The organism is Granulicella rosea (genome assembly GCF_900188085.1).
Taxonomy (GTDB): Bacteria; Acidobacteriota; Terriglobia; order Terriglobales; family Acidobacteriaceae; genus Edaphobacter; species Edaphobacter rosea.
In genome coordinates this window covers 31,467-51,724 of sequence record NZ_FZOU01000002.1, presented here as the reverse complement: position 1 = coordinate 51,724, position 20,258 = coordinate 31,467, and the positions used below count along the sequence as shown (strand labels likewise).

Annotated in this window: 20 protein-coding genes; 14 read left to right on the top strand and 6 right to left on the bottom strand. The window is 57.8% G+C overall.

Annotation, left to right across the window (positions count from 1 at the left end; translation table 11 throughout):
• Positions 1–207: 207 nt before the first annotated feature.
• Entirely contained in the window at positions 208–2,601 is a 2,394-nt protein-coding gene (locus tag CHB87_RS06270; protein ID WP_245817851.1) for an HAD-IC family P-type ATPase, read from the top strand.
• Positions 2,602–2,664: 63 nt separating this feature from the next.
• Positions 2,665–3,348, top strand: coding sequence for a hypothetical protein (locus tag CHB87_RS06265; protein WP_089407579.1), 684 nt, complete (start codon positions 2,665–2,667; stop codon positions 3,346–3,348).
• 87 nt (positions 3,349–3,435) lie between these two features.
• On the opposite strand, the gene CHB87_RS06260 is transcribed toward CHB87_RS06265, so the two are convergent.
• Positions 3,436–4,011 (bottom strand): response regulator, encoded by a 576-nt coding sequence (locus CHB87_RS06260; RefSeq protein WP_089407578.1) that lies wholly within the window; start codon positions 4,009–4,011, stop codon positions 3,436–3,438.
• 422 nt (positions 4,012–4,433) lie between these two features.
• Here CHB87_RS06260 and CHB87_RS06255 point away from each other — a divergent pair, with 422 nt between their 5' ends.
• From CHB87_RS06255 to CHB87_RS06245, 3 genes are all read left to right on the top strand, one after another.
• A complete protein-coding gene (locus CHB87_RS06255) occupies positions 4,434–4,961 on the top strand; it encodes a general stress protein (RefSeq protein ID WP_089408097.1) in 528 nt (175 codons plus the stop codon).
• Positions 4,962–5,098: 137 nt separating this feature from the next.
• Positions 5,099–5,551: a SpoIIAA family protein gene (locus CHB87_RS06250; RefSeq protein ID WP_089407577.1), complete on the top strand. Its 453-nt coding sequence runs from the start codon at positions 5,099–5,101 to the stop codon at positions 5,549–5,551.
• 59 nt (positions 5,552–5,610) lie between these two features.
• On the top strand, positions 5,611–5,964 hold the full coding sequence (locus CHB87_RS06245) for a carboxypeptidase-like regulatory domain-containing protein (protein WP_176441627.1): 354 nt from the start codon (positions 5,611–5,613) through the stop codon (positions 5,962–5,964).
• Positions 5,965–6,000: 36 nt separating this feature from the next.
• Here CHB87_RS06245 and CHB87_RS22845 read toward each other — a convergent pair whose 3' ends face one another.
• Both CHB87_RS22845 and CHB87_RS06235 read right to left on the bottom strand, forming a co-directional pair.
• Positions 6,001–6,534: a DCC1-like thiol-disulfide oxidoreductase family protein gene (locus CHB87_RS22845; protein WP_176441626.1), complete on the bottom strand. Its 534-nt coding sequence runs from the start codon at positions 6,532–6,534 to the stop codon at positions 6,001–6,003.
• A complete protein-coding gene (locus CHB87_RS06235; protein WP_089407574.1) occupies positions 6,531–6,884 on the bottom strand; it encodes a thioredoxin family protein in 354 nt (117 codons plus the stop codon). The genes CHB87_RS22845 and CHB87_RS06235 overlap by 4 nt, the downstream gene beginning before the upstream one ends.
• Positions 6,885–7,301: 417 nt before the next feature.
• Between CHB87_RS06235 and CHB87_RS06230 the strand changes: the two genes are divergently transcribed.
• Complete coding sequence (locus CHB87_RS06230) at positions 7,302–8,291, top strand: zinc-dependent alcohol dehydrogenase family protein (RefSeq protein WP_089407573.1); 990 nt, start codon at positions 7,302–7,304, stop codon at positions 8,289–8,291.
• A 19-nt stretch (positions 8,292–8,310) separates the two neighbouring features.
• Here CHB87_RS06230 and CHB87_RS06225 read toward each other — a convergent pair whose 3' ends face one another.
• From CHB87_RS06225 to CHB87_RS06215, 3 genes are all read right to left on the bottom strand, one after another.
• Complete coding sequence (locus CHB87_RS06225) at positions 8,311–9,054, bottom strand: Crp/Fnr family transcriptional regulator (protein ID WP_089407572.1); 744 nt, start codon at positions 9,052–9,054, stop codon at positions 8,311–8,313.
• Between the two features lie 186 nt (positions 9,055–9,240).
• Positions 9,241–10,671 (bottom strand): NapC/NirT family cytochrome c, encoded by a 1,431-nt coding sequence (locus tag CHB87_RS06220; protein ID WP_089407571.1) that lies wholly within the window; start codon positions 10,669–10,671, stop codon positions 9,241–9,243.
• 10 nt (positions 10,672–10,681) lie between these two features.
• Complete coding sequence (locus CHB87_RS06215; protein ID WP_089407570.1) at positions 10,682–10,960, bottom strand: c-type cytochrome; 279 nt, start codon at positions 10,958–10,960, stop codon at positions 10,682–10,684.
• 291 nt (positions 10,961–11,251) lie between these two features.
• Between CHB87_RS06215 and CHB87_RS06210 the strand changes: the two genes are divergently transcribed.
• The 8 genes from CHB87_RS06210 to hypF all read left to right on the top strand — a co-directional run bounded on the left by CHB87_RS06210 (position 11,252) and on the right by hypF (position 20,249).
• On the top strand, positions 11,252–12,436 hold the full coding sequence (locus CHB87_RS06210) for a hydrogenase small subunit (protein WP_089408096.1): 1,185 nt from the start codon (positions 11,252–11,254) through the stop codon (positions 12,434–12,436).
• Entirely contained in the window at positions 12,433–13,389 is a 957-nt protein-coding gene (gene hybA / locus CHB87_RS06205) for a hydrogenase 2 operon protein HybA (RefSeq protein ID WP_089407569.1), read from the top strand. Before CHB87_RS06210 ends, hybA begins: the two co-directional genes overlap by 4 nt.
• Positions 13,390–13,451: 62 nt before the next feature.
• The gene (gene nrfD / locus CHB87_RS06200; RefSeq protein WP_176441624.1) at positions 13,452–14,687 is read left to right on the top strand and encodes an NrfD/PsrC family molybdoenzyme membrane anchor subunit; all 1,236 of its coding nucleotides are present in this window, start codon (positions 13,452–13,454) and stop codon (positions 14,685–14,687) included.
• Positions 14,687–16,384, top strand: coding sequence for a nickel-dependent hydrogenase large subunit (locus tag CHB87_RS06195; RefSeq protein ID WP_245817850.1), 1,698 nt, complete (start codon positions 14,687–14,689; stop codon positions 16,382–16,384). Before nrfD ends, CHB87_RS06195 begins: the two co-directional genes overlap by 1 nt.
• Positions 16,381–16,929: a hydrogenase maturation protease gene (locus CHB87_RS06190; RefSeq protein WP_176441623.1), complete on the top strand. Its 549-nt coding sequence runs from the start codon at positions 16,381–16,383 to the stop codon at positions 16,927–16,929. Before CHB87_RS06195 ends, CHB87_RS06190 begins: the two co-directional genes overlap by 4 nt.
• A gap of 12 nt (positions 16,930–16,941) precedes the next feature.
• A complete protein-coding gene (hypA, locus tag CHB87_RS06185) occupies positions 16,942–17,346 on the top strand; it encodes a hydrogenase maturation nickel metallochaperone HypA (RefSeq protein ID WP_089407566.1) in 405 nt (134 codons plus the stop codon).
• On the top strand, positions 17,301–17,990 hold the full coding sequence (gene hypB / locus CHB87_RS06180) for a hydrogenase nickel incorporation protein HypB (RefSeq protein WP_089407565.1): 690 nt from the start codon (positions 17,301–17,303) through the stop codon (positions 17,988–17,990). The genes hypA and hypB overlap by 46 nt, the downstream gene beginning before the upstream one ends.
• Positions 17,991–20,249, top strand: a complete 2,259-nt coding sequence (gene hypF, locus CHB87_RS06175; protein ID WP_217897016.1) for a carbamoyltransferase HypF — start codon at positions 17,991–17,993, stop codon at positions 20,247–20,249. It abuts the gene before it with no gap.
• Positions 20,250–20,258: the final 9 nt, after the last annotated feature.

The window sequence follows — 20,258 nt, the reverse complement described above, 5'->3', positions numbered from 1 at the left end:
CACTCCGTCTCCTGAGCTTCTCAGGACGGACATCCTTAGTCTGGTTCCTTGTGCACACTGTGGACCTCCGCCCGGCATTCGAATTTCGTTCACGAACGTGAGCACAAAGGCACAGTACACGCTGGAGCCGGAGTGCAATGCTCGATCAACCTGTCCGCTTCCCGGAAGCGCGGAGGCTTTCTTGAACTCAACTGCGGAGCCCTATCCTTGAAAGCAAGCGGAAATTCCGGCGCCTTGGCTTTAGCGCAGAACGAGCAACCGTTCACGGCATCTGCTATGACGGACGAACCGAGGGTATCCGCGGGTTTGTCCAGCTCCCAGGCTGCCCAGCTACTCCTGCACGATGGGCCGAATGCCATGCCCGATACATCAACCCATCTGCTCCAAAACATCGTCTCCAAATTCTGGGCGCCTGTCCCATGGCTACTCGAAGCTTCCATGATCCTGCAGCTCGCACTGCACAAGTATGTCGAGGCCGGAATCATTGGCGCACTGCTGCTCTTCAATGCTGTGCTCGCATTTGTCCAGGAAGGTCGAGCTCAGGCGACGCTCCATGCGTTGAAGTCACGTCTCTCCCTGAATGCTTCCGTCGAACGGGATGGGATTTGGAAGATCATCCCGTCCGTACAATTGGTCGTGGGAGACCTGATCAAGCTGTCGCTGGGTGGAGTGGTGGCGGCGGACGCGCATATCGTGCAGGGCTCCGTCCTGCTGGATCAGTCGATGTTGACCGGCGAATCTTTGCCAGTAGAGGCAGCCGCAGGCGCTGACACGTTCTCCGGAGCGTTGGTGAAACGGGGCGAGGCGATAGCAGTCGTCACTGCAACCGGAGCCCGCACGAAGTTCGGACAAACTGCGGAACTGGTGAGAACCGCCCATGCCGTCAGCTCTCAACAAAAAGCTGTTCTGACAATCGTCCGAAATCTTGCCATCTTCAATGGCGGCATCATCCTGCTCATGGGCTTGTATGCGCTGACCCACTCGATGCCTTGGAATGAGGTCACTCCCCTGTTTCTCACAGCGGTCCTCGCGGCGATACCCGTTGGCCTTCCCGCCACGTTCACGCTCTCGTCGGCGATTGGAGCACGCTCTCTGGCGAAGCTCGGCGTTCTTCCGACTCGCTTGTCCGCAGTGGATGAAGCGGGCACGATCGACGTCTTATGCGTCGACAAGACAGGAACTCTTACCGCCAATCAATTAGCTGTCAGGAGTATTCTGTCCCTGAACGGATTCAAGGACGAACAGGTAATGGGGATCGCAGCGCTCGCCAGCTCGGTTGGCGGCGAGGACGCCGTTGATGCCGCCATCCGCGCAGCGTCCGAACGCAAACCGTCGCCCAATAGTCTGAAGCTAGTCGCCTTTACCCCTTTCGATCCAGCGAAGAAGATAGCGGCGGCTACTGCGACCGATGCTAACGGCAACACCATGCAAATCATTAAAGGTGCAGCCGCAACCGTAGAAAGCCTTGTCTCGCCTGATCAGGAGGCCACGGCTGCTGCAGGCAAACTGGAAGCACAAGGCTTTCGCGTATTGGCTGTCGCGTTCGGGCCGCCCGAGGCGCTGCGGCTGATAGGACTCATTGCGCTGAGCGACCCTCCTCGTAACGATTCGGCGGCCCTGATCTCCGAGTTGAAGACGCTTGGGGTGAGAACAGTGATGGTGACGGGTGACGCGCCTCAAACCGCCGCCATCGTGGCGCATGAAGTGGGACTGGACGGTCCCGCGTGTCCCAGCGGCTCCATGCCGGCAAACGTCAAACTCGAGGACTATTCCGTCTTCGCAAGTATTCTGCCCGAAGGAAAATTCGATCTAGTCAAGGCGTTTCAGCAGAACGGACATACCGTCGGAATGTGTGGCGATGGAGCCAACGACGCTCCGGCGCTGCGGCAGGCGCAGATCGGAATTGCCGTTTCGACAGCCACTGATGTGGCCAAATCGGCAGCAGGCGTTGTTCTTACGGAGGCAGGTCTCAGCGGTATCGTAGCCGCAATTAAGACAGGCAGACTGATCTTTCAACGCATCTTGAGCTATACGCTCAGATCCACCACGAAAAAGTTGACCCAGATCTTACTCCTTGCGATCGGACTGTTGATGACAGGACAAGCCGTGCTAACGCCATTGCTCATGGTGATCGTCATGATCTCGGGAGACTTCCTATCGATGGCCTTCGCAACGGATCGGGTGAGACCTTCCGAGACTCCAAACTCCTGGGAGATGGGAAAGGTTACAGCCGCTGGTGGCTTCTTTGGTCTCGGCTTTTTGGCATTCTGTATAGCGGTTCTTACCGTGGGCACATACAAAATGCATCTGGACATCGATCACTTGCGAACGCTTTGCGTTCTCTCGGTTGTTTATGGGAGCCAGGCCATTACCTATGCACTCCGCGATCGTCAACATCTTTGGGGTCTGCGTCCCACGAGTTGGTTGCTCCTGTCGTCGGTGGCGGAAGTGCTCTTCATTTCTCTACTGGCGAACCGGGGCATTGGGATGTCCTCTCTTCCTCTTCTCGTCCTGGCTTTGGAGTTGTTCTCCGCCATCCTCTTCTTCTTCGTTCTCAACTTAGCAAAGATTCCCATATTCCGGCGCCTCCGCATCGCCTGAACACCTGACTTTGGTGAGCAAAGCGATACAACCTGATGGTTTCGCGAGTGCCATGCTAAACGTATGAGCACACCCCTACGTCACGACCTCGATCTGCTTCACACAAGCCTCCTCACTGGAAAGCTACCCCGGAATCTGACCTGGGCTGACACCATCGAACTGATCAATCAGATAGGCGAGGTTCAACCGCACGGCAACGGTGAATTTGTCTTCACGGTGGGCACTCAAAGAGCATTCTTCAAACGTCCGCACACTCACGATCTGGCCGTCGAAGAGATCGCCCGGCTGCGAAAGTTTCTTCGTGATGCCGGTCCAGCACCGATCTCCGGGAAGTCGTCGCAGCCCTGCCGCATGGTGGTGGTGATTGATCATCACGTTGCGCATGTGTACCGGGACGTCGATCAAAAAGTTCCTGAACTCGAAGACACGGCGCATCCCTACGATCCCTTTGGGTTTCGTCATCACCTCATTCACAAGAAAGAGGCACACTACGAAGGGGAGCGGATACCGGAAGACAAGACGTTCTATGAGCAGATTGCAAGAGAACTCTTGCCCGCGAACGAGATTGTTCTCATCGGACATGGGGTGGGCACGAGCAGCGCAGTCGATCATCTAGCGGAGTACCTGAAGGAAAACCACCAAGACACCTCGCGGCATGTGATCGCGAAAGAAACAGTGGATCTCTCGGCACTGACTCCGCCCGAGGTCGAAGCGATTGCGAAGGAACACATGATCGTCGTTGTCTAGCCACATTCGTTGGCGAGGAACGGCGAACCTGAATTTGGCGCTGCTGGCGGACCGGCGAAATGAACCCGCCATACCGGCGGGGTCGCCTCAGGCGACCGCCTGCTCAGACACGATCTCAAACACCACTCTGCTGGCACAAAATTCACAGTCCGCCTCATTGAGCCCCATGCCCGCTTGAGCCACAGGAAACGTGCGGAGACACGCCGAGCATGTCACGGCAAGCAAGTCTTTATCGTTCTTGGCCCAGACTGCGGCTCGTTTTGGCTTACTTACGATAGAACGCTCGGGGAGTTCAGCCAATAACTCGCTAATCTTTTCAAAAAGATCTGCGGGCTTGTAACTACCCTTCGAGAAGAAAGCGTCCGCCAGAACGCTCTCAGGCACGGAGATACCAGAGAACTCCCCGGAAATGACGATGACCGGGATAGCGGGGAATCTTTGTCGAACCACGGACAGAAACTCGAAGCCATTCATATTCGGCATCTGCAAATCTGAAATGATCATGTCTGGGTGTGCCCTTCGAAGAGCGGCTAAGCCTTCGAAGCCATCTTCGGCGCAATGCACTTCGTAGCCCTGTGACTCCAGAATGCTCTTGCCGAGTAAGCGAAGACTCACTTCGTCGTCAACGAGGAGCACGCGGTATCGAAACGTTCGCTCAGGCAAGGAAACCTCCTATCTCGGCCTTGCCAGACCGTACCAGCCGACAGGGCAATAATGTTCGAGAGCTCTGCCGCAGCCATCCAGGCTCGGTTCTGAAGGGCGGCACGGGTACAAGCGTTCTGGAAGCCCGTTGCCTGAAGAGAGATAAGATGAACACGCCGCCGAGAACAGCACCAATAAAATTCAGGATTTGTAGCACTGGATCACCCCAATGACAAGCCTGCCCTACCGTCGACCTTATCGTCTGAGCATTTTGGCACATGACTAGAGACGCATTTTATTTAGAACCTTATCGAATTCAGTGAGGTTTTCCATGTGAGCCCTAAAGCTCTACATGACATCGACATGAGGAAGAGACTCAAGCATAGGACATGGGGACAACACTGTTGATCTCCATCATGCTTTGCAAAAATAGGGGGAGAGATATGTCGACACTCAATTCGATTATTGCTGTGTATAAGACGCACAAGCAGGCTGAAGCCGCAATCAAGGACCTTCAAGAGGCCGGCGTCGATATGCAGAGCCTGTCGATCGCAGCAAAGGATACACACACCGACGAACATGTCGTTGGTTACTACAACGCAGGCGACCGCATGAAATATTGGGGAAAGCTAGGGGCGTTCTGGGGCGGCTTCTGGGGGCTGCTCTTCGGATCAGCTATGTTCGCGATCCCCGGCATCGGGCCCATCCTCGTGGCCGGCCCACTCGTCGCCTGGATTGTAGCCGGTTTGGAAGGAGCCGTCGTTGTTGGAGGTGTTAGCGCCATCGGCGCCGGTCTTGTCAGTATCGGCATCCCTAAGGACAGTGTGTTGCAGTACGATATCGCCCTGAAAACAGACCAGTTCCTCCTGCTTGTTCACGGCACGCCCGATCAGGTAAGTCGCGCAAAAGCGATCATCGAAGGTACTCAGCACAGTTCCTACACGGTGCACGGAGAGACCGTATTTGCATAATGCTCAGCCCCATGTGAGCTGGAGCCCCTCGATGCTTCGGTTTCATGTCCGCGGTCTGCCGGCCTTTCGGATGAAGGCCGGCTTTCACCTCCCGTTAGGGCTTACACCGCTCAAATGATTATTCCTGGAGATCTCCCATGATCGAACATCTACAACAGGCAAGAGGCCCCGCCTTCGGCTTCGCCGTTCACGGTGTGCTCACAGCAGCCGACACAAAAGACCTCACCGTCAAGCTGGACTTCATGATCGGCGATTACAAGAAGCCGATTGGCATGTTGGCGGACCTCAGCAAAATGGACGGCGCAGATTGGGCCGCGCGTTGGCATGAGATGCGATTTCTGGAACGGTATACCAGCCGGATTGCGCGCCTTGCCATCGTCGGCGCCAGCGATTGGGAGGAAGTAGCCAGTATGTTGCTGGTTGCGACCGCGGCGCTTCAGGCTCAGACGCTTTACTTCAAGTCTTCTGAACTCGCGCACGCATGGCATTGGGTCAAGATGCTGAAGCACGACGAAGAGATGCCGGTTCGCCTGATGTATCCAGGGCAGGGACTGTTTCAGGACTACGCCCCGGAGTACATGGGAATCTGAGTAGAGGTCCAGGCGCTACGGCGCCTGTCATGGAACATCGCATGCAACGAGGCAACATCATGATTCGAAAAACGACGATTCGACTGCCTGCAGCAGGTTCTCTCACGCTCCTGTTTCTTTGGTCTGCGCTGGCAGTCGGACAGATGACAACCAGAGATCTCTCGGGATCTGTAACCGATCGTCAGCACGAACCACTGAGAGGTGCGGTGGTTCAGGTGCAGAACGGAGCCACCATGGGGGTTGTTTCTTATATTACAAATCGTGACGGCAAATACAGCTTCAAGCGACTCGATGGAGAGACCGATTATCTCTTGTGGGTCAATTTTCGAGGGCAAAAATCGAAGGTACGGAAGCTGAGTCAATTTGACAATGATCGACCGAAGACCGTCGATTTCGTTCTGGATCTCCATTGACTCAGTTCCACCTCCCCGTGCCTATACCGCATCGGGTCACCGCGTTCTCTTCAACGTGGGCGGTTTTGTAAGGCGGCTCTTGATTGCCGTATGATTCCGGCCCCTGAACCTACCTGTGATTCGCTGAGCCAACCAATGAAAGGGACGCAGCCAGGGTGGAGGAATCCCACAGCTCTCGCAGCCTAGCAAGGGCCGCAGGTCAGCCAAGAGAGTATAAGCACCGTTGAGGATCGCCTGAAACGGCCTCCGACCGAAAAGCTTCACGTTGAAGCAGCGCGCGAGCCACCGCGTGTTCGGCAGATTGCGCAGCGTCTCCGCAACAGCCTCTCCGTCTGTTCTCATGGTTCCGTCCGGCATCAGGATGTGTATGTTCGCATAGGCATCCCAGATGTCCAGCGCGGGGTTCAAGATTCGTAGAGCGTCGGGGTCGTTCCCTATCGGGCGGATGTCGATAGACGAGCCGCCTTCCTGACCCTCCGCAGAGTTACAAACCCAGCGTGCGATGACGCGGCATACGGCACATTCGTCATTGAACAGGAGAATCGGTTTGGTGAGGGTTGACTCCGTCACGACGCTATCTCCTCGAACGGGCGAGTCACGGCATTCCACAAGACCTTCACGGAAGGGTTCGGGCCAACCGCTCGTCCAACTTCGATTCCTCCGGAATACATCACGAGCGTGGGAGTTCCCTCAATCTCATACCGGTCCGCCAGTTCCTGGTCGACCGCGATATTCACCCGGAAGACAGCCTCCCGGGCACCTAAGGTCTCAGCGACCTCCTGGAGGACCGGTTCCAGCAGGCGGCAATGCTCGCACCCATAAGACATAAACTCCACAGCCACGGGCTCCGAGGACGCAAGCACCAGCGCGGCGAAGGTCTCGCCGGTAACCGACTTCACAAAATCAGCTGCTATGGGCATACAGAAGTCTCCTTCAGACGTGAACTTTCCGGTGGGTGATCAAAGCCGCAGAGAGCCGCCGTTCTCCAAGTGACGAGCAGCAGATTTGCGGCGGCCAACGTACCCTCCAGTTGAATCAGCGACAGGCTGCCCAATCCCTGAGAGCGATGCTGCAATACGAGTTCGGGCATGATGGTTGTCAAAGGTGTTTACCTCGAGGAAGATGTTCGGCATCTGTTTTCCAGGGGACAACCATTTCTGAATCCGATATCGCCGACGTCATATTTCAAGTCTTCCAGCATGAGGGAATCCGCGCTGAGCAATGCGGCTCAGCAAGGGGGTTCATTCTGGAATGAGCCATAGAGACCGACTTTTTCAAGTAGGTCGTGACATGCTCTAGCTGAATCAAAGAGATCGTGCTCGCCCAATAGGTGCAACATGAAAGCCGCCATATTCGACAAGACGTCATCTTCACCAGACTTCCTTCACATCGAAGAGCTTCGCCGGCCTGAGTTGAAGGAAGGCTACCTGCTACTACGGGTCATCGCATGTGGAGTCTGTCGAACCGATTTGCACATTGTTGAGCGAGACTTGCCGCCGCTTCAATCCCGCTTGATTCCAGGGCACCAGATTGTCGGCGAGGTCGCTGACGGAGCGACGCCTGAGTTTCCGTTGGGCACACGTGTGGGGGTTTCGTGGATGGGCGGAACGGATGGGGATTGTTGGTACTGCAGGCACGGCATGGAGAACCTTTGCGATCAACCAACATTCACGGGCTATACCGTCGACGGTGGCTTTGCCGAGTTCGCACTGGTCCGAGCGGACTTCGCGATTCGTCTACCCGACGGACTGGACGCGACTCACGCCGCACCGTTGCTTTGCGCCGGCGTCATCGGATTTCGCAGCCTCCGGGTTGCGGGTGTACAAGCCGGAGAGCGGGTCGGTCTGTTCGGCTTTGGAAGCTCAGCGACCCTGATGATCCCGGTCCTGCAGTCATGGAACTGCGAGGTCTACGTTGTTACGCGAGGCGCAAAACATCGCGAGACCGCGTGCAGTCTTGGAGCAACCTGGGTGGGGCGGGAGGACGATCGGCCGGACGTGGCACTCGATCGGGCCATCACCTTCGCGCCAGTAGGAAAGGTGATCGTCGATGCACTCTCCTGCCTGAGGAAGGGTGGCGTTGTGGCGATCAACGCGATTCATCTCGACCATATGCCGCAATTCGATTACGACAAACTGCTCTGGGGAGAGAGGCAGATTCGCAGTGTCGCCAACATGACGCGACAGGATGCTCGGGATTTTATCGATCTCGCCTTTCAACTCAAAATCGAACCGAGGGTATCTATTTTTTCCCTCGACCAAGCGAACGAAGCCCTCTTGAGTGTGAAAGGTGAAACCGAGCATGGGTCCGCAGTGATTGTCATTTGACGATACAGCGGACCACGGCTCAAACGACCTTTGCTCGTTTCTTCTTCTCAGCGGGTGTACGTTTCGGATCCAGGGTGACCGGCCGACTAGCCGTTTGGTCTGGTAGTTTATCGTGCAAGACCACGTTGAGGAGAGATTTATGGACGTGAATCCGCCCGTTGTAGGTTAGGTAACCAAGCTTACGAAACCGGTTCATGAACTTGCTTACCCTGGAGCGCGTCGTTCCAACCATCTCCGCGAGCGCCTCCTGGGTGACAGGCGGGATCATCGTCCGCGGCTCTCCGGGGTCGCCAAACTGCGCCATCAGCAACAGCGTCCGTGCGAGACGCTTCTCGCTGTTGTTGAAGAGCTGATCGATGAGATCTTCCTGCGTCCGGATGGCTCGGGTGAGGACGAACTTCAGGAACATGTCCGAGAACTCGTGCTCCCGGTGCATCATCTGGATCATCTCATCCCGGTCCAGCTTCAAGGCAGTACACGGTGTGATTGCGACGGCAGAGGCAGCGTGAATACCAGCAGATCCCGCGAGCGATTCTTCTCCAATAAAGTCGTGCGCCATCATCAGGGCGACTGTAGCCTCCTTGCCACGGTGCGAGACCACAATCAGCTTCGCTCGTCCGGATTCAAGGTAATAGAGGGAGTTCGCGGGATCTCCCTGAGAGTAGAAGAGATGTCCTGCCGCCACATGAACTGTTTTGTGGGTCAGCGCCGAGCTTGACATATACTGCGCTGGATTGAACTTTACCTTCTTGGTCCCCGGCATCGCACTCTCGATCTATGACAATCTTCCATCGCGCATCGCGCACGGCAAAGATCGAACCATGCGCTCAAGATATCCGATTTCAGCTCCAAAGGCTGTGTCATCTTGCTCACATAGCCGTTTTCTTTGCGCGTGCTCCTGCAGCTCCCTGAACAAGGAGATTGACCGGCCGGTCGTGCTCACATTCCGCTAATGCATCCCGAGGTCGGTCAACAGCTTGGGGTGTGGCTCATTCGACACCACCAGGTTGTGGCAGACGGAGCAGTCGTTCGTGATTGTCTTGCCCGCTTTGCTGGTGTGATTTCCGTCATGACAGCGGAAGCATCCCGCCGAATCGGTGTGGCCGATGTTATTGGGGTGTGTTCCCCAGCCCACGTTCATTGCCGGGAAGATGTTATCGATGTAGATCCTGACAAGGCTATTGGCCGAGTTCTGAATCTGCGGACGCTGAGCATCCCACACCGATGGATACTGTGAGCGGTAAAAGGTGATCAGGCCGGAGGTGATTCTCGCCTTCGCTTCGCCCTGCGAGTCGTACTTCGTCTTCAGCAGGGCCAGACCTTCCTTGTGCAGGAACGGTAGAGTAGCGCTTGGGCTTCCCTGCGCCATCATCTTGTCCAGCGCGCCCTGCGCCGTATCGAAAGAATGGGCCGCGCGATTGTGGCAGCCGATGCAGTCCATGACCTGAGGATGCGCAATATTGGGGGCGGGCGCGCCGCTGGCAATAAAGTCGGTTGTGGAGCCGTCAGGGTTGCTCTTGCGGACCCAAGGAATCGTCTGGTCGTCGGCGTCGGTGGCGACGTACTCGATCTTTCCCGAGTGAGCACCATGAATGCCACTGAGGTGGCCCAACGCATCGTCACCACCGATGTGTAGCACCGTCACGCTGGAGGTTTGCGTATTCGTCGCATCGTCTGCGAAGGATTGCGAGACAACCAGCTTGTCCCCCAGCTCTGCATTCGGGTTGTGGCAGTGCAGGCAGGTGGCGCTTGCCACCGGCACCTTGTGGTCCGCCATGATGGGCTTAGGATAGTGATCGACTAAGACCATGAAGAGTTGTTTCGTCCCATTGACCTTGGCATGGACGTAGCCAGCGGTACCCGGCGCGACGTGACACTCGGTGCAGACTATTCCGGCGTGCGATGAGACATGGTACGCCGCGTTTTCTGGCGCCATCACATGGCAGGTCGCACCGCAGAAGGAAACGGTGTCCATATAAGCGACGCCACGGTAGCAGCCAACGCCGACGATGATGAAATTCATGAGCGTGGCGACGACGACGATATCGAGTCCGCGCCGAAATACAGGATCGTGGATGCTGACTTCAGGGAAGAAGGACGGAACCTGGTCGGTAGAAAGGAGGAAGCTGCGCCTGATGAAGATTCCAACGAGAATCAGAACCAGCCCTGCAACGAACACTCCTGGGAGAAGCAGGTCGAAGAGTATCCCTAAATAGGGATTCGACGATCCGCCATGCCCCACGACGCTCACGACCCAGAAGCCGACGAGCACCATGGCCGACGCGGTCGTGATCGCGCCGCCCAGCAGGCTCAGCCAGTTATTGCCGTAGAAGAAGAACGGACGAAGCCAATTCTCGCGCAACGAACCTGCCTTTAGCATGACCGCCTCGCTACTTCTGCAAGGTCCGTACGTACGCGATCGCATCGGCGATCTGTGGAGCCGTGAGCTGGCTTTTATAAGCCGGCATCTTGCCCTTGCCATTCGTGGTCGCGGCAACCAGATCCGCATCCGACGCCTTGATAAGCGCGGCTGACTTGAACGGTAGGGCTCCCATGGACTTTCCAGCCGGAGTGTTTCCCGACCCATCCGCGGCATGACACATCATGCACTTGGCCTTGTAGGTGTCGGGTCCTGCTTGTGCATAGGAAGGCGTTGCCACAAAAGCCATTGCCAGGACCGCAGATGCGAGTACGAATGGATGTCTCACTGGAAGATCTCCTTCAGGGATAGAGTTCGCGGCAGACGCCCACTCATGGGCTGCAGGCCTACCTTCGGATTATGTTCGAGGTCAGATTTCGAGGCTGTGCAGTATTGATCATCGCGTATCGATTCTTAATGCAGATAGATTCCCTGGAGTGAGCAAACCAGCGTGAGCAATAGGGGACAGTTGCACGAAGGCTCGCCGTACTACCTTTAGGCGTTAGCGATGGACCTTCGTATGCATGACAGGAGCGGCAGAATGCTCGACACATTGATCCCGTTCTCCAAAGAGCTTGAGACCATCGACCAACGTCTGCAACTAAGCGGCATCAGCCGCCGGTCCTTCCTCGTATTTTGCACCAGTCTCATGGTCGCCGCACCCTTCGGCCTGGCGCTGACGGACAAGGCAAGTCCTGAAGCTGTTGCCGCAGTGCTGGGGAAGGTTGTCCGGCCTCCCATCATCTGGCTCCATTTTCAAGACTGCACGGGCTGCACCGAATCGCTCTTGCAGACCTCGTACCCAGGCTTTGCCGATCTGATCCTCAATGTGATCTCGCTCGAATATCACGAGACCTTGATGGCAGGTTCGGGGCTGCAGGCAAGGCAGGCGCTGGACGAAGCGATTCAGAAGTACGCTGGCAAGTACATTCTGGTGGTTGAAGGATCGATCCCAACAGGAGCTCATGGAGTTTACATGAAGTCCGGGGGACGCACTGCGATGGAAGTGCTGGCCGATGTTGGGGGCAAGGCTGCCGCGATCATCGCCATCGGCTCCTGCGCTTCATGGGGTGGTATTCCCTCGGCAGACCCCGATCCCACGGGTGCGGTCGGTGTGGCAGACCTGATGCCGGACCACTCGATCATCAATATCCCCGGCTGCCCTCCAAACCCGTACACAATGTTGGGTGTTGTGCTGCAGTACGCGGCGGACGGGACGTTCCCGGAAACCGATGAACAACGGCGGCCCAAGTTTGCCTTCGACCGCGATATTCATGAGCATTGCCCTCGCCGCGCACACTTTGACGCCGGCAATTTTGTGAAGGTGTACGGCGATGCCGGGCACCGCGAAGGCTGGTGTTTGTACGAGATGGGCTGTAAAGGACCAGACACCCACGCGGGTTGCTCGACGCGCCACTTCAATGAGATTCCCGACGTGTGGCCGATTGGGATTGGTGCTCCCTGCATTGGCTGCACCGAGAAGGCGGTCGCGTTCAAGGTCCCCATGTTCCAGGTCGTGCAACTCCACACCATCGCCGCGCCCCCAACGAGTTTTGCCCCCATCACCACAACGCGGGGAACGATCAGCCCTCTCGCCACAGGGCTGGTGGGGCTGGGAGTCGGAGTTCTGGCAACCGGCGGCTATGTCGCCTCACGGCAGTTCTCCAAGAAGCAGGACGATGAGAGCGCACCCGGTTCCAGGCAGGATAAAGGGACGGGCGCATGAACATTCTGACCATGCCTTTGACGCGACGGCAAGCCTTCAGAGCCATGTTCGGCCTCGGAGGCACGGTCGCGAGTGCGATCTTGCCCATGAAGGCAATCGCATCGACCGAAGAGCATCCGGCACATCCCGTCGCGCCCCCCGATGCCGTTGGCATGCTGTACGACAGTACCATCTGCACCGGCTGCAAAGCCTGCATGCCGGCGTGCAATGAGGCCAACGGCCTGCCAGCCGATACGCTTCTCTCGGGCGGCATCTGGGATATGCCAACCGGCCTCAATGCCCAGACCAAGAACATCATCGAGCTTTACCAGGATCCAGAGTCGGACGAGTTCGCGTTCGTCAAGAAGCAATGCATGCATTGTCTCGACCCGGCCTGTGTCACGGGTTGTCCGTTCGGGTCCCTGAAGAAGGTCGACTTCGGGGCCGTGACCTGGAACAGCTCTCTGTGCATCGGTTGCCGTTACTGCGAGGTCGCATGTCCGTTTGAGGTTCCGCAGTTTGAATGGAAGGCGTTGAACCCGAAGATCGTCAAATGCGAGTTCTGCTACGACCAGCGTCTGAAAGAGAATCTAGAGCCCGCCTGTACCGCCGCGTGCCCGACCGGCGCGGTGATCTTCGGCAAGCGCGATGCCCTGTTGGACCAGGCGAAGGGGCGCATTGCTGCGGCGCCGGATAAGTATTACGAAAACCGCGTCTACGGCGAGCATGAAGCTGGCGGAACGCAGGTGCTCTACCTTTCCAGCGTCTCGTTCCAGAAAATAGGCCTGCCAAAGCTGGGAAATACCTCCTTGGGACACTACGCCACGAAGGTCACCTCCGTGATCTACAAGTGGCTCGGCGGGCCGATGCTGATGGCTGGAGTGCTGGGGTTTGCGATTCGACGCAACTGGAACCGGCATGAGTTGGAGAGGCTGAAGCACGAGAAGGAGACGGGGTTTCCCGACCAGCTATGAAACCAACTCCTTCAAGTCCCGATACACGAGGCACAACCCTCGTCAATCACTGGCAGTCCGGCGTGCCAGTCACGACTGGGCCGGTGCTTACACCGCTGCTCGCATTGCTGATGGCCCTGGCCGCGATCGGCCTGATCCTGGCCGGCGTCCGTGTGGTCTCGCCGCTCGCACCGTTCTCCTCCATGAACTCTGTCTATGCGTGGGGGATATGGAAGACATTCAATGTCATGACTCTCACCGCGCTTGGTTCCGGTCCACTGGCATTGGGGATGGCCGCATGGGTGTTCAACCGGCAGAAGCTGCATGTGGTGATGCGCACGGCGCTAGTGTCAGGTTTCCTTTTCTATGCGACCGGCCTCATCGCACTTGGGTTCGACGTAGGCCGCCCATGGAATTTCTATAGCGCAGCAATGCCCTGGCGCTGGAACACCAGTTCGGCGATGCTTGAAATCTCTATCTGCATGCCGCTCTATTGTGCAGTCTTTTTATCTTTTGAAATACTGCCTCTCTTTCTGGAGCGCCTCTACTATACGGGCAACGAAAAGGCGCGTGCGTTTCTGCGTCATGTCTCGCCCCTTATTCGCAAGATCTATCCTTTCGCGATTATCGGGGCCTACGTCATCCCCCTCATGCACCAGTCTTCGCTGGGTGGCTTGCTGTTACTAGCGGGCGACAAGATCCATCCGCTGTGGCAGTCTCCCGTGATGCCTTGGCTCTACCTGGTAGCCGCTGCTTTATGTGGCTTTGCCTTCACCATCTTTCTGCTGCTTATCGTCTGTCTACGCTATGCACGCAGGCTCGACGGTGATGTGCTGGCGGAGCTTGCAAATCTACTCTCCGGCATGTGTTTTCTCTTTCTGGCGATCCAGGCCATCGACCTGATCTGGCGCGGTCAGATCCATGCGGCCTTTGCCTTCGACAAGATGAGCCTGCTCTTTCTACTCGAGACCTCGCTCATCCTCACGCCGGCTGTTGCGCTCCGATTCCGGCGAGTTCGGCAGACACCTCGCGCCCTGCTCAACATGTCCGCGCTGGCCTGCCTGGGAGGCATGCTGTACCGCTTCATCCCCACTTCGATCGCGTACGCGCCCATGCGCAGCACGAGCTACTTCCCGTCAGTGCCTGAGTTGGTGATGGCTGTCGGCTATATCTCCCTGGGCATCGTGGCATTCGTCTTCGCGATCAATTACTTCGCCGTCTTGCCGGGCGAGGCCAGCACCTGGGACCATGCCTTCCGCCCATTCGGATGGAAGCATCCCACCGCCACACAAGCAACAGCAATAGAAAGAGAGGCCTGATGGCTCGCATTTCGATCGATCCCGTGACCCGCATCGAAGGACATCTGCGCGTCGATGTCGAGGTCGAAGGCGGAGTAGTGAACAAGGCCTGGGCCAGCTGCACCATGTGGCGCGGCCTCGAAACCATTCTGCGTGGCCGCGATGCACGCGAGGGATGGGTCTTTGCCCAGCGCTTCTGCGGCGTCTGCACCACCGTGCACGCGGTCGCCTCGGTCCGGGCGGTCGAGGATGCGCTCTCACTCGAGATTCCGCCCAACGCCCAGTACATTCGCAACCTGATCCTGATCGGCCATGCTCTGCACGATCACATCGTGCACTTCTATCATTTGTCAGCACTGGACTTCGTGGATATCCTGCAGATTCCCAAGGCCGATCCAACCAAAGCAGCTTCGATTGCAGAAGGGATGAGTTCATGGACGGGAAACTCGCGACAGGAGCTTGCCGCTGTGCAGATGAAGGTCAAGGGACTGGTCGCTTCTGGACAGCTTGGCATCTTTTCGCACGGGTACTGGGGACATCCTGCGATGAAGTTAAGCCCGGAAGTGAACCTGATCCTGTTTTCTCACTACCTGCAGGCACTGGACTTCCAGCGTAAGTCCTGTCAGGTAGTCGCTATCCTCGGCGGAAAGACGCCGCACATTCAAAACCTTGCTGTCGGCGGTGTCATGAATGCGATCAACCTCGATAGCCTGGCGACACTGAACATGGATCGGCTTGGCATGTTGCAGTCTATCCTCGAAGACCTCATCCCGTTCGTGCAGCAGGTCTTTCTCCCCGACACGTGCCTGCTCGCGGCCAACTACCCGGAGTACCTTCACCTTGGACGCGGAGTAGACAATTATCTCGCCGTGCCCGATCTCCCGCTCGATGCCAAAGCCAGCAAGTTCGATCTGCCGGGTGGCGTGATCATGGACGGCAATCTCGCTGGCGTGCGGCCGATCGTCGACTGGCAGGATGCGGAGTTCCGCAAGGCAGTGACGGAAGACTCAGCGCATGCCTGGTACAAGGGCGCGGGCCCGCTACAGCCCTACAAAGGCGAACAGATTCCCGACTACACCGACTTCAAGGAGAATGCCAAGTACACGTGGGTCAAGGCGCCACGGTACAACGGCAGTCCTATGCAGGCAGGTCCGCTCGCGAACGTACTGGTCGGCTATGCTTCGGGCCATGCGCTGACGCGCAAGTGGACTAACACAGCCTTCGACCGGATCGCTGCGGTCAACGGATTGAAGATCACACCCAACGACCTGCAGTCGACGATGGGCCGTTATCTTGCGCGATCGATCCGGTCGTCCATGCTCTCCGACCTGGCGCTTGAGCACTTGCAGTTACTCAAGACCAACATCCTGAATGGCGACGACACCACCTACAACGCACCACAGTTCCCCACTGGCGAGATCATGGGCATGGGCATGCACGAAGCTCCGCGTGGCGCGCTCTCCCACTGGGTCGTCATCGACAAGGGCGCATTCACCAACTATCAGGCGGTCGTTCCGACGACCTGGAACGCCAGCCCACGCGATGAAAAGGGCGTGCCCGGACCGTACGAAACCTCGCTGATCGGAAGCCCGGTTGTCGATCCCGAGAAGCCGCTGGAAGTGCTTCGCACCGTCCATTCCTTCGATCCGTGCATGGCATGTTCCTGCCATACGCTGGACGTCACCGGAAAGGAGATCGCGGAGGTGAAGATCCTATGACTCTCGTGTCCGTCATCGGGTTAGGCAATGTCTTCCTTGGCGACGATGGCTTTGGCCCGCTTGCCGTCGAAACCTTTCGTTGCGAGTACGAATGCCCATTGAGCGTGGAAGTGCTCGATCTCGGCACCCCGGGTCTCGATCTCGCGCCATACCTCTACGACCAGCAGCTCGTCATCGTGGTCGACGCGGTTCACTCGGATACAGCCATCGGGACGCTCTCGATCTTTCATGAAGACGACTTCCTCTCGCACAAGGCCAAGCTGCGCATCACCGGCCACGATCCAGGCCTGTGGGACGCACTGGCGCATCTCCGATTGGCTGGACATGCTCCGTTGGACCTGATCGTTCTCGGCGTAAATCCCGAGGCATGTGGGTTCGCCGAGGGTATTAGCGAAACCGTACGGAGCACCGCATCCCGCGCCTCCTCCATGATCGCGCAGGCCTTGATCGAACGCGGTATCGCCTGCTTCCACCGCGAGCCGGCGTCCACGCCCAATCTCTGGTGGATGCGCATGGAACAGGTAGAACGCTCCGCTGCGGCATGAGGAGTTTGAAGCATGCACGAGATCTCCATCGCCGAGAGCATCGTCCAGATCGCCGAAGCAAAGGCTCGCGAGCAGTACGCGCGATCCATCCAGGTCATCGGGCTTCGCCTCGGCACGTTTACAACGATCGTTCCCGATGCGCTCCAGTTCGCCTTTGAGATTGCGCGGCAGGGAACGCTTGCACGGGATGCTCGGCTCGACATTGAGATCGTGCCGATGGTCGTGCGTTGCGTTGTCTGCGAAGCATCGACTCAACCCGTGCGCGGAGTGTGCCTGATCTGCGAGCACTGCGGCTTCCCGCTCGAGATCGTCTCCGGCGAAGAGCTTCAAATCGACTATATCGAAGTGGATTCAGAGAAAGAGGAATCACCATGCAGCCAGTGCCAGAACGAATCTCAGTCCAGACCAATGTACTGAACGCCAACCAGCAGACGGCCCTTGCGAATCGCGAACTGTTCGCCGATCGAGGTCTGCTCGTGATGAACCTGATGTCGGCGCCCGGCGCAGGTAAGACGACTCTGCTCGAAGCGACTATCAAGGCGCTTCAGGGGCACTTTCGCCTTGCCGTTATCGAAGGCGACTTACAGACGGATCTCGACGCTCAACGGATCCAGGCTCTTGGCGTTCGCGCCCATCAAATCACGACTGGAACGGTATGCCATCTCGATGCGCGCATGGTCGCACGTGCTCTCGACTCATTCCCCGTTGACGACCTCGATCTGCTGATCATTGAAAACGTTGGCAACCTCATCTGTCCCGCTTCCTTCGACCTCGGGGAAAGTTTACGAGTCGTGGTTTGCAGCGTTGCGGAGGGTCCGGAGAAGCCGAAGAAATACCCCGTCATGTTCAATAAAGCGAACGTGGTCCTGATCAACAAGATTGACCTGGCCGACGCATCCGGCGTGGACGTGAAGGAACTCGCGGCGAACGTCCGAGAGGTCAGTCCGAAGGCTGCCATCTTTGAACTCTCCTCAAGGACAGGCCAAGGTATGGCTGCGTGGACGCAGTGGCTTCAGCAAGCGGTTGAGATGCGTGCACTTGCTGCGACGGTGAGTGTCTAATTGGCCCTCGTCCTGTCATCGCACATCGAACGCCTCCGCATCACGCTTCAGGGCGCTGTGCAGGGCGTTGGGTTTCGTCCGACGGTCTATCGCCTCGCGGAGAAGATGCGCCTCACGGGATGGGTGCGGAACACCGATGCCGGCCTGGAGATTGAGATCGAGGGTGACGCGGAGCAAGTGAACGTGTTCGTCCTTCAGCTAAGAGCGGCAACACCGTCGGCAGCGGTGATCGCGAAAGAAGAGACGTTTCGTGTCGCTCCTCGCGGAGGCTCCGGCTTTGAGATTCTTCCCAGCGCCGAGACTAACGGCGAGGAGGCTTCAGCTGAACGTCCCCGACTCGCTGCAATTCTTCCCGACATTGTGACCTGCTCGGAGTGTCTGGCTGAGGTGCTCGATCCGGAGAATCGCAGATTTGGCTATCCCTTCACCAACTGCACCCAATGCGGACCACGCTACACCATCGTGCTGGACATCCCCTACGACCGGCCCAACACGACCATGCGGAAGTTCCAACTCTGTCCGTCGTGCCGTCGCGAGTACGGCTCCCTGCACGACCGCCGATTCCATGCACAACCGATTGCCTGTCCCATCTGCGGTCCACGTCTTTGGCTCTCACCTGCCGGGTCGGACTCGGTGAATCTCCTCTCTACGGCTGCTTCCGCGCTGGATCAAGGCAAGATCGTCGCGCTCAAAGGCATCGGAGGGTTTCAGCTACTGGTAGACGCACGCAACTCATCCGCGGTGCTTCGACTCCGGGAGCGCAAGCAGCGGGATCAAAAACCGTTTGCCATGCTCATGCCATCGCTCGAATGCGTTCGCCGCTACTGCGAGGTCAACACAGAAGAAGAGAACCTGCTACGTTCCGCCGCAGCCCCCATCGTCCTGCTCCAGGCAAAGGCAGCGGGCGATCTCGCGCCCGAGGTCGCACAGCACTCTTCCCGCCTGGGGGTAATGCTACCGGCTTCGCCCCTTCACCACCTGCTGATGGCGCATCATCCCTTCCCATTGGTAGCGACCAGCGGAAATCTCGCAGGTGAGCCGATCACCATCGATAATGACGAAGCTCTTGATCGCTTGAAAGACGTGGCCGACCTCTTCGTTCTGCACGACCGCCCTATCGCGCGCGCCTGTGACGACTCCGTCGTAAAGCTGCTTGATGGTCCGCATATCCTGCGCAGAGCTCGCGGCTATGCACCGCTTCCGGTCATGGCGCCCCACGAGTTGCGGCCCGTGCTCGCCGTTGGCGGACATCTCAAGAATACGGTGGCGATCGGCTTCGGTCGGCAAGTATGGCTCAGTCAACATATAGGCGACCTTGATTCGCTCGAAGCGCGTGATGCCTTCGAGCGCACCATCGAGGATCTCTGCAAGCTGTATCGATTCAAGCCCGAGGTGATCGTCTGCGACCTTCATCCGGATTATGCCTCGACCCGGTGGGCTCAACGACAGGCAAGAGTCGCCGACGTTCCGCTGGTGCAGGTCCAGCATCATCACGCACACGTCGCCTCCTGCGCAGCCGAGAATGGTCTGAACGCGCCCTACCTTGGAGTAGCGTGGGATGGCGCGGGCCTTGGATTGGACGGAACGATCTGGGGCGGCGAGTTCTTCTTGGCAGACCAGCGTGGTTTTGAGCGGGTCGCCTCGCTTCGACCGTTTGCGCTGCCCGGAGGCGAAGCTGCCATGCGCGATTGCTCCCGTCCAGCAGCAGGACTCTTATGGGAGACCCTGGGTCCCCACGTGGCTCGCCATTCGATCAAAGCCGAGTTCTCCGCGATGCTGGAGAACGAGATCAACGCCCCGGAGTGCTCCAGTGTGGGCAGACTCTTCGACGCGGTGGCCTATCTATCTGGAGCCGCCCAGCGAAACCACTTCGAAGGACAGGCTGCCATGTCTCTTGAGAATGCTACGGATGGAATCCAAACGGACGAAGCCTATCGGATTACCTGCGCGGATGGAATCGGCGACTGGTCCTCCCTTGTACAAGGCATCCAGGCCGACCGGCTGAACGGTGTCCGTGTTGGAATCATCTCCGCAAAGTTTCACCATGCTCTCGCCGACTGGATCCTTGCCGTCGCAAGAACCACGAAGACGCGGAACGTTGTGCTCAGCGGAGGCGTCTTCCAGAACGCCTACCTCACTCGGCACTCTCGAAGACTTCTGGAGGCCAATGGATTCCACGTTTTCACGCACCGTCAGGTTCCGTCGAACGACGGGAGCCTCGCACTCGGACAGGCTGTTCTTGCAGGAATGATGCAATAAGGAGAACCA